At 34.3% G+C, this 13,666-nt stretch carries 11 protein-coding genes and 3 tRNA genes; 8 read left to right on the top strand and 6 right to left on the bottom strand.

Annotated elements, in window-relative coordinates:
• Window positions 1-36: 36 nt before the first annotated feature.
• On the bottom strand, window positions 37-1,293 hold the full coding sequence (locus IC220_RS00505; protein WP_188152659.1) for a metallophosphoesterase: 1,257 nt from the start codon (window positions 1,291-1,293) through the stop codon (window positions 37-39).
• 121 nt (window positions 1,294-1,414) lie between these two features.
• On the opposite strand from IC220_RS00505, the gene IC220_RS00510 reads away from it, so the two are divergent.
• The 7 genes from IC220_RS00510 to IC220_RS00540 all read left to right on the top strand — a co-directional run bounded on the left by IC220_RS00510 (window position 1,415) and on the right by IC220_RS00540 (window position 8,606).
• A tRNA-Leu gene (locus IC220_RS00510) sits at window positions 1,415-1,501 on the top strand.
• Between the two features lie 22 nt (window positions 1,502-1,523).
• Window positions 1,524-2,606 (top strand): GTP cyclohydrolase II, encoded by a 1,083-nt coding sequence (locus IC220_RS00515; protein WP_188152660.1) that lies wholly within the window; start codon window positions 1,524-1,526, stop codon window positions 2,604-2,606.
• Window positions 2,607-2,681: 75 nt separating this feature from the next.
• Window positions 2,682-3,359: a VirB8 family type IV secretion system protein gene (locus IC220_RS00520; protein WP_188152687.1), complete on the top strand. Its 678-nt coding sequence runs from the start codon at window positions 2,682-2,684 to the stop codon at window positions 3,357-3,359.
• Window positions 3,346-4,155 (top strand): P-type conjugative transfer protein VirB9, encoded by an 810-nt coding sequence (gene virB9, locus IC220_RS00525; RefSeq protein ID WP_188152661.1) that lies wholly within the window; start codon window positions 3,346-3,348, stop codon window positions 4,153-4,155. Before IC220_RS00520 ends, virB9 begins: the two co-directional genes overlap by 14 nt.
• 5 nt (window positions 4,156-4,160) lie before the next feature.
• Window positions 4,161-5,633 carry a TrbI/VirB10 family protein gene (locus IC220_RS00530; protein WP_188152662.1) on the top strand — a complete coding sequence of 491 codons (1,473 nt, stop codon included), beginning with the start codon at window positions 4,161-4,163 and terminating at the stop codon, window positions 5,631-5,633.
• Between the two features lies 1 nt (window position 5,634).
• The gene (gene virB11 / locus IC220_RS00535; RefSeq protein ID WP_188152663.1) at window positions 5,635-6,627 is read left to right on the top strand and encodes a P-type DNA transfer ATPase VirB11; all 993 of its coding nucleotides are present in this window, start codon (window positions 5,635-5,637) and stop codon (window positions 6,625-6,627) included.
• A 29-nt stretch (window positions 6,628-6,656) separates the two neighbouring features.
• On the top strand, window positions 6,657-8,606 hold the full coding sequence (locus IC220_RS00540; RefSeq protein WP_188152664.1) for a type IV secretory system conjugative DNA transfer family protein: 1,950 nt from the start codon (window positions 6,657-6,659) through the stop codon (window positions 8,604-8,606).
• Window positions 8,607-8,661: 55 nt separating this feature from the next.
• Here the strand turns inward: IC220_RS00540 and IC220_RS00545 are convergent, their stop codons facing one another.
• From IC220_RS00545 to IC220_RS00565, 5 genes are all read right to left on the bottom strand, one after another.
• Entirely contained in the window at window positions 8,662-9,561 is a 900-nt protein-coding gene (locus IC220_RS00545; protein ID WP_188152665.1) for a cation diffusion facilitator family transporter, read from the bottom strand.
• Window positions 9,562-9,586: 25 nt separating this feature from the next.
• Window positions 9,587-9,659 (bottom strand) — tRNA-Val (locus IC220_RS00550).
• 95 nt (window positions 9,660-9,754) lie between these two features.
• Window positions 9,755-11,029: a multidrug effflux MFS transporter gene (locus IC220_RS00555; RefSeq protein ID WP_458695325.1), complete on the bottom strand. Its 1,275-nt coding sequence runs from the start codon at window positions 11,027-11,029 to the stop codon at window positions 9,755-9,757.
• Window positions 10,986-12,257, bottom strand: coding sequence for an NADH-quinone oxidoreductase subunit NuoF (gene nuoF, locus IC220_RS00560; protein WP_188152666.1), 1,272 nt, complete (start codon window positions 12,255-12,257; stop codon window positions 10,986-10,988). Before nuoF ends, IC220_RS00555 begins: the two co-directional genes overlap by 44 nt.
• 18 nt (window positions 12,258-12,275) lie before the next feature.
• Window positions 12,276-12,348, bottom strand: a tRNA-Lys gene (locus IC220_RS00565).
• A gap of 89 nt (window positions 12,349-12,437) precedes the next feature.
• Here IC220_RS00565 and IC220_RS00570 point away from each other — a divergent pair.
• The gene (locus tag IC220_RS00570; protein WP_188152667.1) at window positions 12,438-13,562 is read left to right on the top strand and encodes a type I glutamate--ammonia ligase; all 1,125 of its coding nucleotides are present in this window, start codon (window positions 12,438-12,440) and stop codon (window positions 13,560-13,562) included.
• Window positions 13,563-13,666: the final 104 nt, after the last annotated feature.

The raw sequence follows: 13,666 nt of genomic DNA on the forward strand, positions 1-13,666 counted from the left end.
TCATCAGAAATAGGTTTCAAGAAGTCTACTGAAAAATCATCTAGAATGATGATCAAAGTCAGCTACAATTCTAAAATCTTCGGTTAACTCAGCAGAATATATTTCATCATTATCTTGATTATAGAAAATAAGTTTGTGATCATTTAAGTCAAGTACTGCAAAACCGAAACCAAAAAAGTTTTTGATTTCATGTGCTAAATAATGCTTACCATTTAAATAACTAAATTCTATATTACGGTAAATATGCTCTTGGTCCTGAGCATGCAGTAATGCACCTCCATTTCCAACTATAATTTGATCTGGAACATTATCCATTAATAAAATTTGTGCTATATGAATATGGCCAGAAACTATAGCAGCAACATTACTAGGAAAATCATCTCCAAAAGCTTCAATCTGAGAAAGATTGCCGTGATTCTTGAATGTTAAAAATTCTTTTTTTGGAGATCTCCATAATGGTCTGTGAGTTAGAAACCATACAGGTTTATCAGAGTCACTTAGCGTTAATTTATTAAATTGCTTACTGAAAGCATCAACATCACTTTTAGTTGTAATAATATCTTCACCAGATGAAGAATCAAACACAAAAAATTTCATTAGTACAATATCTAAAAACCAACTAGGAACAAAATTTTCACATTTTTCCGATGAAAATTGGTATGGGTCTAAATACCTGAACCACCCTTCATGGGCTCTATTGCAATCCTCGTGATTTCCCCGGACAAATAGAAAAGGAGATTGTTGAGAAATATCTTTTGCCGGTTCAAACCAATCAGTGTACCAAGTTTGTGCATTATACCCGTGTACGCTACCACACTTTTGTGTATCTCTACATTTTGTTCTTCTATAGTGATAGTCGCCAACGTGAATGATTAAGTCTGGTTTATGAAGTGCAATTGAATCTAAGTTTTTTTTCAGGGGCCAACCTTCTAAAGAATTGCACTCTTGTTGGTGCAACATGTTAATTCTGCACCCTGTATCACCAATAAAAGCAATTTTATTTATTTTTTTTGGTAAAGTAGGAATTTGCACGTTGTTAATGTTAATCTCCTTAACATCTTTTTGCACTAGCAGTTCACAAACTTTTTCAACATTATCTTCATCACAACGCTCTAACATGGTTGTTTCTTTACCATCAACAAAGGCTGTTGGACATACATCATTGTCTATTATTGCACGTACACTTAACTTGCCTTCTGGAATAACTTGAGACCATGTATATAATACTTCTGCATGAACAAAACTGAAATTAATCGCTAGGAGTAAAAAAAGATGTACAAAAATATTAATCATAAAAGTCTAAAACTTAATCTGTTTGTAATATACCAATTATACGGGAATTTTTGTAGTATAAGTTGACACTTTAGGTAAGAAATTCTAAACTGGTTAAGTAATTTTAAATAATAATTAAAATGCGGCCGTGGTGGAATTGGTAGACACGCAGCGTTGAGGTCGCTGTGGCCATAAGGCCTTGGAAGTTCAAGTCTTCTCGGCCGCACCAGTCATTATCTTATGTAAATATTATGTTTATACATAACCAAGATAAAAGTAAAGTAGAAAGGGCTATCAGCGAGATCAGACGCGGTGTGCCAATGATAATACATGATGAATGCAATTATTTATTAGTTGCTGCAGCTGAAATATTGGAAAGAGATTTATTCCATCAGTATGAACTCATATCTGATAGTGTGTACGTCACCCTAACTGCAAGTAAGCTCAAATATTTATCTAGAGGTAAAGCACATAGTAATAAACGTCTGTTGGTGAATGACTTTGATGGGCTAGCTCATTTTATGAGTTCTGTACAAGAAGGACTAGAAGGTTGCATACTGGAGCATTCAAAAATAATAGACAAGTGTGCTGTTTCTTTACTTAAGCTTGCAGAATTGTTGCCGTATGCATTAGTAGTGGATATGACCTTTAAGGATGTATATGAAATGCAGCATTGGTGCGCGAAAAATGATATTATTGCATTAGATAAGTCACTCATTGATAAATTTCAGTGCAATCATGATGTATATGAAGTATGTAGAGCACCATTATTCTTAAAGCAAAACCAAAAGGCAAATATCGTATCTTATAGAACTTATAACGGGAACAAAGAACATTATGCAATTACTATCGGCGACTTAGAGGTCAATGAACCATTAGTGAGAATTCACTCCTCATGTTATACAGGTGATCTGTTAGATAGTTTATCTTGCGATTGTAGAAGCCAATTGCATCAAGCTATACAAATGATCACTGATTTTGGAAGTGGTATTATATTGTATTTGATGCAGGATGGGAGAGGTATTGGTTTAACTAATAAATTAAGAACGTATAGCATGCAGAGAGAACATGATCTTGATACTGTAGATGCCAATAGAGTATTAGGTTTTGATGATGATGAAAGGAGCTTTGTTGTTGCAGTTAAAATGCTTGAGAGTTTAAACATAAAAAAACTTCAATTGCTTACAAACAATAATAAAAAATCATCAGAGTTGGAGAGCTGCGGTATAGAAGTGACAAAATGTGTACCACTTATTGTAGAACATAATGAATATAATTATTCGTATATGAAAACAAAATGTGATAAGCTAGGTCACAAGTTAATGGTTTTTTAATTTTGTAGTTGTAACTATTTTGTTAACTTACTACATTTATTAATATAGGTTAAAGTTTTTATAAAGGTGTTCAAGATAGCAAAATTTTTTAATCGAACAAAAGGTGCTGAGCTGCAGGACATTGATTGGAATACAAGTCGCTACAGCACAGTCATTGCTCAAAGAAATATTCTCCTTGTATTTGCACTGTTACTGTTAGCAACTATTGCTGTTAGTACATTAGCTATATTTAAAATTAGTACCAGTAGTACTATTGAACCATTTGTTATCGAGATTGAAAAAAAATCAGGGGTAGTGCAATTAGTTGATCCTGTTACAGTAAAGCAATATTCCGCAAATGAGACATTAAATCATTATTTTATTACAGAATATATAAAAGCCAGGGAAGTTTTTGACCCATATAATTACAATTTTAATTACTATACAAAAGTGAGACTATTTTCCTCGCGTAACGTATATAGTGAATTTGTAAAATATATTAAATCACAAAATTTAGATGATCCTGCTAACCTGTACTCAGATTTTACCACAAGTAATCTTAAAATTCGCTCAATTCAAAGGTTAAGTGATGATACTTTTCAAGTAAGATTTACTGTGGAGTTTATGCGAAAAGATGGTAATTCTACCCAAAAAAATAAAATAACTATTATGTCGTATCACTATGCTCCCCTTGAACTGGATGATCAACAAAGGTATATTAATCCATTGGGATTTCAAGTTATTTCTTATAGAGCGGATGATGAATATGTATAGAGTATTATTGATTTTAATTCTTTTGATAGGCAGTGGCTTAAATGCATCAGTTAATTACAACAAGCCCATTTCTGTAGATAGTAGAATAAAAACTTTTGTGTATAGTCCTAATGAAGTATTTACTGTGATTTTCAGTCAAGGTTACTATTCTTATATCGAATTTTCAGAAGGAGAGAAAGTAAAGAGTATAGCAGTAGGTGATGCATCTAGTTGGAAAGTCATGCCTAATGACAACAAATTATTTATAATGCCGTTTGAAGTTAGTAGCCGCACTAATATGATTATTACAACAACTAAAAAAAGGAATTATATCTTTGATTTAGTATCAAGGCCTAATTATGATAAGCAACCAAATACTGAGGTTGAAAAAGTTAGTCATGATTATTCCGCTGAAAAAGATATATCTTATATAGTACGTTTCTATTACCCCACAGCAGAAGATGAATTTGATGTTGATCTAGATGAAGTGTCTGTGCCTACTCAAATGCAGTATATTGAAGATGAGCCAGAAAAAATGATAAAAGAAAATGATACAAAGTATAATTATACATATATCAATGATGGTAGTGATGAAGAGATTGTGCCAATAGAGTTATTTGATGATGGTTATTTAACCTATTTAAAGTTTAAAGATAGTAATAAAATACCGCAAATTTTCATGGAAACAAAAAATAAAACTAGATTATCTTGTAAGAGGTTATTATTTGATGGCTATGTTGTAGTAAAAGGAGTGCATAAGAAATTATTTATGCGTTACAAAGATAATGAAGTTGAGATTATAAATAGATCGCTGTAGCTGATATGGTTAAGAATAACTTTGAAGGGAACAAAAATTTTACAAATGAGTCAGAAGTAGAGAGTAAAGTAGTTACAGTTGGCTCTAATCAAAGTCACAAAGCACTGATGATGTTTATCGTAGTTGTACTAGTGTGTGTAGTGGGTTATTTCTATTTTAGTCCTTCTAGTAAAGAAATTCCTGAAGTTATTAATAAAAAAGAAGAAGTAAAACAAAATATTCAAGAATTAAAAGACAAGTTAGAGCGAGTTCCAGATGGCATACCAATTCCTGAAAGAATAGTAAGTAACCCTTTGCCATCTTTACCTCCAATTATTGAACCGCAAAATATACCAGAGATAAAGCCAGAGATAAAACCTGAAGTGAAACCAGTGAACAAGGAGCAAGAAAAACCAAAAGAAACTGTATCAAATATACCATCTTTACCTAAGCCAGGCGGTTCCTCTGATGGAATGATCAATAATTTTCCTACCTCGTTTCCCACAATAACACATAGTGGCTATCCTAGAGACAGGCGCGGTGCGCAAATGCTGGCAATTTCAGGTGATGTAAGTTCAGGAAGCAAAACAGTTGATAACATTACTTTATCTAGCACTTCAGCACAACAAAACAAGGCTACTAAAGTAGGTAGACTTGATCTGATGATTACTCAAGGCAAAATCATTGATGTCATACTTGAAACAGCAATCAGCTCTGATATACAAGGACCAATACGTGCCATGGTCAGTAGAGATGTTTATGCAGAGGCTGGTGATACCGTTTTGGTGCCTAAAGGTTCAAAACTGATAGGTAGTTATTCGTTTGACTCTAATATCTCTAAGGCTCGTATGAATATAGCGTGGAATAGGGTTATTCTTCCTCATGGCGTAGATATTGCAATTTCTTCACAAGGTACTGATGCATTAGGTAGAGCAGGAATAACAGGCATAGTTGATAATAAGATAATAAATTCACTAGTTTCTTCAGTATTACTTGCTGGTGTTTCAATTGGTGCAGCCGTTGTAGGACAAAAAGCCTCTTATCTTGTTGAAAAATTAACTACTATAGATATGGTACGGTCTATTGCTACAAATGTGATAGACCTTTCTCCACTTAAGGGCATTATTACTGGCAATGAGGATGATGCACAAAAAGACAAATGGAAATTAAACCTTGGAGCCATTAATAAGCTTAAGAATGCAGTCAATGATGAAAGTTTAGTGAATATCTTTAGATCTGTAGTGTCAGGTTTAGGCTTTAGTGGAACTGAGAACATCACTGTGGATAATATAAGGCAATTATTAAGGCAACAAGGAAGTAAGTCCTCTTATGAAAGTACAATCGAGACATCAATCAATGATTTTTCTAAAGATATGAGAGACATAGTTGAGAGAAGTATAGACAAAAAACCAACTGTTTATGTTGATCAAGGCACTGCATTGAAAGTCTTTGTTAATCATGATATAATTTTTCCTCCACAAGCAATATCGTATCAATAAAATGAACCATGCTGCACTTGGCACATATCTAGAACCGCTACAAAATATATTTCGAGAAGAGGGTGTAAACGAAATATCAATAAATAGGCCAAAAGAAGTATGGATTGAAAATAGGGGAGAAATAAGATGTGAACACTTGGAAGCATTTGATCTTAATCATTTAAAAGCTTTGGGTAGATTAATTGCTCAAGCAACAGAGCAAAAGCTTAGTGAAGAAACTCCTCTACTTTCAGCTACATTGCCAAATGGTTATCGTATACAGATAGTATTTCCACCAGCATGTGAGTCTGATAAAGTTGTGATGTCAATTCGTAAACCTTCTGGCATACAACTAAGTTTAGATGATTATGAAAAAATAGGAGCATTTTCTGCCACTATCACAGAAAATGTCGAAAATCGAGCTGATCGTCAGCTAGATTTATTACTGAAGAAGAAAAAAATAAAAGAATTTTTGGAATACGCAGTAGTACATAAAAAAAATATAATAATTAGTGGTGGAACCTCCACAGGGAAAACCACGTTTACTAATGCTGCTTTACGTGCTATTCCAGCTCAAGAGAGAATCATTACTGTTGAAGATGCAAGAGAAATTGTTTTGAGTGACCATCCCAATAGAGTTCATCTTATTGCCTCTAAGGGAGGACAAGGAAGAGCAAAAGTAACAACACAGGACCTAATAGAAGCATGTTTACGTTTAAGGCCAGATAGGATAATAGTTGGTGAGTTGCGTGGAGCAGAAGCATTTGGTTTCCTTCGAGCAATAAATACAGGTCACCCTGGTTCGATATCAACTCTGCATGCAGACAGTCCTGCAATGGCTCTTGAGCAAATAAAATTAATGGTTATGCAGGCAAATCTTGGAATTCCTCCAGACCAAATCATTCCATATATTAGGAACGTTATTGATGTTGTTGTCCAACTCAAAAGAACTGATGGAGGAAAAAGAAACATATCTGAAATATTATTTACTAGATCTTTAAATAAAAATGCTTAAATTTGTAATTAGGTAGAATAAGTTAATTTATGCATGGAAACCATTTACGTAACCTTTTGATAGCAGGTGTACTATCTTTTACTGTATTAGAATTTTTTTTCTATTTATCAGGTATATTGTTTTTTTTACTAGTTGATGGTCCTGATGCTGTAAATTTTAAAAATATTGACCCTAGCATTGCAAACTTTCCTTATAGATTATGGCCTACGATTTTTCTTTATATAGAACATTGCTGGCATCATCCAGAATTATATAAACCTGATGTAAAAGCAAAATTAATTATTTCTTCCGCGCTGCCTATTTCTATCTTAATAATTATATTATGGAACTTAAGAGAGAGAATAATTGATTGGAGGCCATTTCAGAAAAAAGAAGCACTCCATGGAGATTCACGATGGGCATCAGAAAAGGATGTACGCAGAGCAGGGTTGAGAAGTAAACAGGGATTGCTCTTAGGTAAGGATAAAAGAGGGTATTTTATTGCTGATGGATATCAGCATGCATTATTATTTGCACCTACAGGTTCTGGTAAAGGTGTTGGTTTTGTAATTCCTAATTTATTATTTTGGACTGATTCAGTCATTGTACATGATATAAAATTAGAGAATTATGAAATCACAAGTGGTTGGCGAAAACGACAGGGGCAAAAGGTATTTGTGTGGAATCCAGCACAACCAGATGGAATAAGTCACTGCTATAACCCATTACAGTGGATTAGTAAAAAACCTGGACAAATGGTTGATGACGTGCAAAAGATAGCTAATCTTATCATGCCTGAACAAGACTTTTGGCAGAATGAAGCAAGAAGCTTATTTGTTGGCATAGTGCTATATTTACTTGCTGCGCCAGAAAAGATTAAGTCCTTTGGTGAAGTTGTACGTACAATGCGTAGTGATGATGTGGTCTATAATCTTGCTGTTGTTTTAGACACAATGGGTAAAATCATACACCCTGTAGCATACATGAACATTGCAGCTTTTTTACAAAAAGCCGATAAAGAAAGGTCAGGCGTTGTATCAACAATGAACTCGTCCCTTGAATTATGGGCAAATCCGTTGATTGACACTGCAACTGCATCAAGTGATTTTAACATCATGGATTTCAAGAAGGATAAAGTTACAGTGTATGTTGGATTGACTCCTGATAACCTTAATAGATTAAGGCCTTTAATGCAGGTTTTTTATCAACAAGCAACTGAGTTTCTATGCAGAAAATTACCCTCATCCGATGAACCTTATGGTGTGTTGTTTTTAATGGACGAGTTTCCTACATTGGGCAAAATGGAACAATTTCAAACTGGTATAGCATATTTCCGTGGATACAGAGTAAGGTTATTTTTAATTGTTCAAGATACAGAGCAGCTTAAAGGAATATATGAAGAAGCGGGAATGAACTCATTTTTGTCAAATTCAACCTATAGAATAACCTTTGCAGCTAATAATGTGGAAACAGCTAACCTGATATCGCAGCTAATAGGCAATAAAACTGTTAAACAGGAATCCTTAAATAAACCTAAGTTTTTAGATCTCAATCCGGCTTCAAGGTCATTGCACCTCTCTGAAGCACAGAGGGCATTGCTGCTACCACAAGAGGTTATTATGTTGCCGCGTGATGAGCAAATAATTTTGATAGAGTCTACTTACCCTATAAAATCAAAAAAAATCTTATACTATAGTGATAGCACCTTCACCAGAAAATTGCTTAAAGAAACTCATGTACCCACACAAGAGCCTTATGACCCACGTAAAATTGCTGCTGCTGCTGTTAATACAGATAAAATCGATCAAGAGGATAACAGTGATGTCATAGAAGAATCTAAGGCAATCGATTCTTCTGTTGAGGCACAAACTCAACAGAATGAGCCAGTACAACAAGATATTGATGATAAATTTCAAGATGAAATAGATGACAATGAGTTTGATGACGAAGACATTGACGATGAGTTTGACGATGAAGACATTGACGATGATGACATTTAAAATTGTGCAACTTATACACAATTAGGGTTTATATGAGAAATATTTCTTTATTACGTCAATCGGTTGTAAGTCTTTTATTATCTGAACACTCGTCATATTCGATTTCAACGGTGGAATGTGCAATTCCAAACTTATCTAACAGTATTTTTTTTATATCATATAGAATAGTAGTATGCTGCACTTTCTGCTGTATTTTAGCGTGCATGGTTATTATAAAGTAATGATCAGAAAGTGACCATGTATGTATATGATGCACGTCTATTACTTCAGGTAATTCTAACATGATGTGACTCTTTATTTTTTCAGCAGATATACCTTCAGGTGTACCTTCAAGGAGAATATGGCAAGAATTTTTGATAATCTTATAGCCACTATTTAAAATTATTACACTCACAAACACTGATAGGAGTGGATCTGCAACTTCCCATCCAGTAAGCATTATAACTACAGATGCAAATATAGCTGCTATAGAGCCTAAAATATCTCCTGCAACATGTAGCATTGCACTTCTTATATTTATGTTATCTTCACATTTGCTATGTAATATAAAAAAAACTGCTATATTCGCAATGAGGCCAAATAGGGCTATCACTAACATTACTTTCCATTCAACCTCAACAGGATGAATAAACCTCTTTATTGACTCAATGACGATAATTATTGCGATAAAGAATAGCGTTAATCCATTAACAAACGCTGCTATTATCTGTAACCTGTGATATCCATATGATCTCTGTAGATCGGATTTTTTGGTTGAAAATCTATGTGCTAACCAGCTCAAAATTAAAGCAAAGAGGTCTGTAAGCATATGCCCTGCATCTGATAATAGAGCAAGCGAGTGAGAAATTATTCCACCTGCTACTTCTATTAACATGGTTATTGCTATAATTATTATAGAATAGATTAAGCGGTTAGATTGCGCTACTGAATACTGCCCATTATGCACTGCTGTCATATCAAATCTTTACATCAATGAAACGTGGGTAACACTGGATTCGAACCAGCGACCACTTGCACGTCAAGCAAGTGCTCTACCAACTGAGCTAATTACCCGCCCCATAGTATAGTTCCGTAATTAAGTAAAAGTCAATTTTAAAACCATCCACAATATATAAAGTCTATTTGTTTCCAGCACATCAAGAGCACACTTAATGTGATCTTTTAAATAACCATTTTATCTCATTATATTGAAGAAGACCATGTATTATAATTGCAATGATAGAACATCCAACAGTTAACAATAGGTTTGACAAAATACCATAGTGAAAGAATTTTCCTACTATATATATTCCAACAGACCCGAGCATCATGTCCCAGAATAAGATGAGTGCACTGCCAAGACCTATATCTTTTATAGCTTCTAAAGCAAAAGTTACATTATTACTTATTATAAAGGCAAGACCCATATTACTTACAATCCAAGCAGCTTCAAATATGTATATATTCAATTTATTAGTGAAATAAAAATATAGTAATGAACCGTCTGATATTATAGGCAATATTAACCCTATAATTAGCATTTTATTCATTCCTATTTTTATTACATATTTTCTGTTAATTAGTGCACCTATTACGAAAAATACAATAACAATCGATATGAGGTACCCAAAATATTGCACCTCAACACCCATAGACTCGAATATAAAAGGATAGTTTGCAATGTATGCCCAGAGCCACATAAAAGTTAACCCTTGTATAGCAGCAAATCCAAGAAAACGATAATTTCGAAATACCAGTAAATATTGCGTAAAAATGCTAATAACTATGTTGCCTATGCTAGCTTTATTTTCATTAATAACCAGCGTCTCTTGTAATTTAAAATAAATGAAGCCAAGCATAATAATTGCTGCTAAAGATATAATGATGAACAGAAAATGCCAGTCATAGCCATGTGATATGATATAGCTACCTATTACTGGGGCTATGCCAGGTGAAAGTGCTACTACTATATTTAATTTTGAAATTGCCCTAGAATATTCATTACCTGAATACATATCTCTAATCGCAGCATACCCTATAACACCTGCAACACCTGATCCGATTCCCTGAATGAAGCGAGCTAATATTAAAAACGTGATATTATTAGCTATGCAACACAAAATACTGGCAAAAGCAAAAATAGCCATACCAATCAACATAATTGGACGTCTACCATAATGATCTGATAATGGTCCGTAAATTAATCCAGATATAGCAATTCCCATTATATTAAAACTGATCGTAAGCTGTACTATACTGCCTTCTACCTTAAAATAATCGGCAATGTTAGATAATGCTACTGAATAAAGATCAGTTGCCATATCAGCAGCTGCTAAAGACAGTATCATAATAAGGGAGATAATATTTTGTATTTTCATTGATTGGCTCTTGTGTACATGATTATCTATCAGAACAATTGTATGAAATTCTATCTTCGATGACATCACGAAAATGTCTTATTAGTCCTTGAATTGGCCAAGCTGCAGCATCTCCCAATGCACAGATTGTATGTCCTTCTACTTGAATTGTAAGATCAAGCAACTTGTCTATTTCATCGTGCTGAATATCTCCTGTTACCATCCTTTTCATAATTCTCCACATCCATCCAGTACCTTCACGGCACGGCGTGCATTGCCCACAAGATTCATGCATATAAAAATGAGATAGTTTCTCTATTGCGGCTATAATATCAGTTGATTTATCCATCACTATTACTGCGGCGGTACCAAGTCCAGATTGAACTGCTTTGAGGGAATCAAAATCCATTTCCACAGTATTGCATATAGACTTTGGAATGAGTGGCACTGAAGACCCGCCAGGTATCACAGCAAGCAAGTTATCCCACCCACCTCGCACTCCACCCGCATGTTTTTCAATCAATTCACGTAATGAGATTCCCATTTCTTCTTCAACATTGCACGGGTTGTTTACATGTCCTGAAATGCAAAATATCTTAGTGCCAGTGTTATTCGGTTTGCCAAGGGAAGCAAACCACTCGCCTCCACGATCGAGAATATCTGGAACCACAGCTATAGTTTCAACATTATTTATTGTGGTCGGACAACCAAAAAGTCCAACACTTGCAGGAAAAGGTGGTTTCATGCGAGGAAATCCTTTTTTGCCTTCTATCGATTCAAGTTGAGCTGTTTCTTCCCCGCATATATATGCACCTGCACCTCTATGAATAAACACATCAAGGTTATAACCTGACTTGCAGGCATTTTTGCCAATCAGACCTTCTTTATAAGCCTCCTCTAGTGCTTCTTTTAGAATCAAATATTCATTATAAAACTCTCCTCGGATATAGATATATGCAACCGATGCATTAATAGCTCTTCCAGCTAGCAAAGTTCCTTCAAGCAACATATGTGGCTCATAGCGTAAAATATCCCTATCTTTGCACGTGCCTGGCTCTGATTCATCTGCGTTAACAACTAAATACACTGGTTGAGAGCTCTTTTTAGGCATAAAACTCCATTTTAAACCAGTTGGAAATCCTGCACCTCCGCGACCTCTTAGCCCAGATTTTTTCACTTCATCAATAATTTTTTCTGCACCTAAGTCTAATAAATCCTTGGTTTTCTTCCAAGCTCCACGTTTTTTTGCACTACTCAACAATGGACTTCCTTTACCACTTAGGTTAGTAAATATTCTATCTTCTATCTTTAACACAATCACAAAGCCCCTGAGTGATCCCGGCGCGAATCGAACGCGCGACAACCTGATTAAAAGTCAGGTGCTCTGCCGACTGAGCTACGGGATCGTTTTATTATTGTAATATTAATACAGCTTTTATTTATTTTAATCAAATTAAAATTCATATAAATTATATAATGTCATTATTATTTAAATATGTCTGATTTGAGAAAATTTTTAGAGCAAAATTCAGTAAAGTTTGTTGATTTCCGCTTCACAGACTTAATTGGGAAGGTTCATAGTACTACATATAATGCTGATAGGCTAGATGAAAACAAAATAGATCTAGTGCCAGATTTACAAACAATATTTCTTGATCCGTTTTGTGTGCAACCAACAGCTGTTGTACTATGCATGCATGACTCACGGTCAGTAGCTAAGAAGGCGTATGATTATTTTCTATCAACAAAAATAGCAGATGAAGTTCTATGCGGGTTTGAAATAGGATTTTCTATTTTTGACGAAGTACAATTCAGAGTTAGCCAATACAATTCGCATGTAAGTTTGAGTCCTGTAGAAAATTACTTGAGTGTAAAAAAACATAATCATGGGAGTTTTGATTCCACTTCTGCAATGGATCCATTGTCTGATTTAAGGTCAGAAATATTGCTAATGATGCAGGAAAGCGGTATAGAAAATTCACTATATCATAAAAAAATTTCACCTTTTCAAGGCTTAATAAGAGTTGATAGCAGTAGACTTTTGAATTGTGCTGATAGTGTGCAAAAATCTAAATATGTAATACGTAATGTTGCTCAATCTTATGGCAAAACAGCAACTTTTATGCCTAAGGCAATAGCACAAAACAGCTTGTATTTATATCAATCACTGTTAAAAAATAACGAGGACTTATTGGAAAATTCTGAAAACTATCTGTACTATATGGGTGGAATTATGAAACACATAAAAGCGATTAATGCTTATTCCAATCCAACCACAAATAGCTATAGGAGACTGATCGACCTACCAGATCTTTTTTTACAATCCAAATTGTCTTTTCCGGACCCAACAGCAAACCCTTATTTCTGCTTTGCTGCTATACTTATGGCAGGTCTTGATGGCATACAAAATAAAGTTAATCTTAATGAAATAGAGAAACAACCCGCAAGGTCTTTAGGTGAAGCACTAGAAATGTTGAGTAATGATAGAGAATTTCTACTTAGAGGAGAAGTGTTTACCAACGAGCAGATTGATCAATATATAGAAAAAAAGCGCGAAGAGATAAAAAGCATAGAAATGACTATACATCCTACAGAGTTTATACATTATTACAATCTCTAGTCTTTTTTTTAACCTGACTCTCTTTAGTTTTTCAGTTTTGGCCCTTGAAATCTAATTTATAAGTGTTATATAACTTAATAGATTAGTTTGTTGTATGAGGAGAA

The sequence above is a fragment of the Wolbachia endosymbiont of Pentalonia nigronervosa genome (assembly GCF_014534705.1).
GTDB lineage: Bacteria > Pseudomonadota > Alphaproteobacteria > Rickettsiales > Anaplasmataceae > Wolbachia.

What these genes read in the sequence shown, in the direction of transcription:
- IC220_RS00505 (WP_188152659.1), bottom strand. Translation starts at nt 1,293, where the DNA reads ATGATTAATATTTTTGTACATCTTTTTTTACTCCTAGCGATTAATTTC.
- IC220_RS00515 (WP_188152660.1), top strand. Translation starts at nt 1,524, where the DNA reads ATGTTTATACATAACCAAGATAAAAGTAAAGTAGAAAGGGCTATCAGC.
- virB9 (WP_188152661.1), top strand. Translation starts at nt 3,346, where the DNA reads ATGAATATGTATAGAGTATTATTGATTTTAATTCTTTTGATAGGCAGT.
- IC220_RS00530 (WP_188152662.1), top strand. Translation starts at nt 4,161, where the DNA reads ATGGTTAAGAATAACTTTGAAGGGAACAAAAATTTTACAAATGAGTCA.
- virB11 (WP_188152663.1), top strand. Translation starts at nt 5,635, where the DNA reads ATGAACCATGCTGCACTTGGCACATATCTAGAACCGCTACAAAATATA.
- IC220_RS00540 (WP_188152664.1), top strand. Translation starts at nt 6,657, where the DNA reads ATGCATGGAAACCATTTACGTAACCTTTTGATAGCAGGTGTACTATCT.
- IC220_RS00545 (WP_188152665.1), bottom strand. Translation starts at nt 9,561, where the DNA reads ATGACAGCAGTGCATAATGGGCAGTATTCAGTAGCGCAATCTAACCGC.
- IC220_RS00555 (WP_458695325.1), bottom strand. Translation starts at nt 11,029, where the DNA reads ATGTCATCGAAGATAGAATTTCATACAATTGTTCTGATAGATAATCAT.
- IC220_RS00570 (WP_188152667.1), top strand. Translation starts at nt 12,438, where the DNA reads ATGTCTGATTTGAGAAAATTTTTAGAGCAAAATTCAGTAAAGTTTGTT.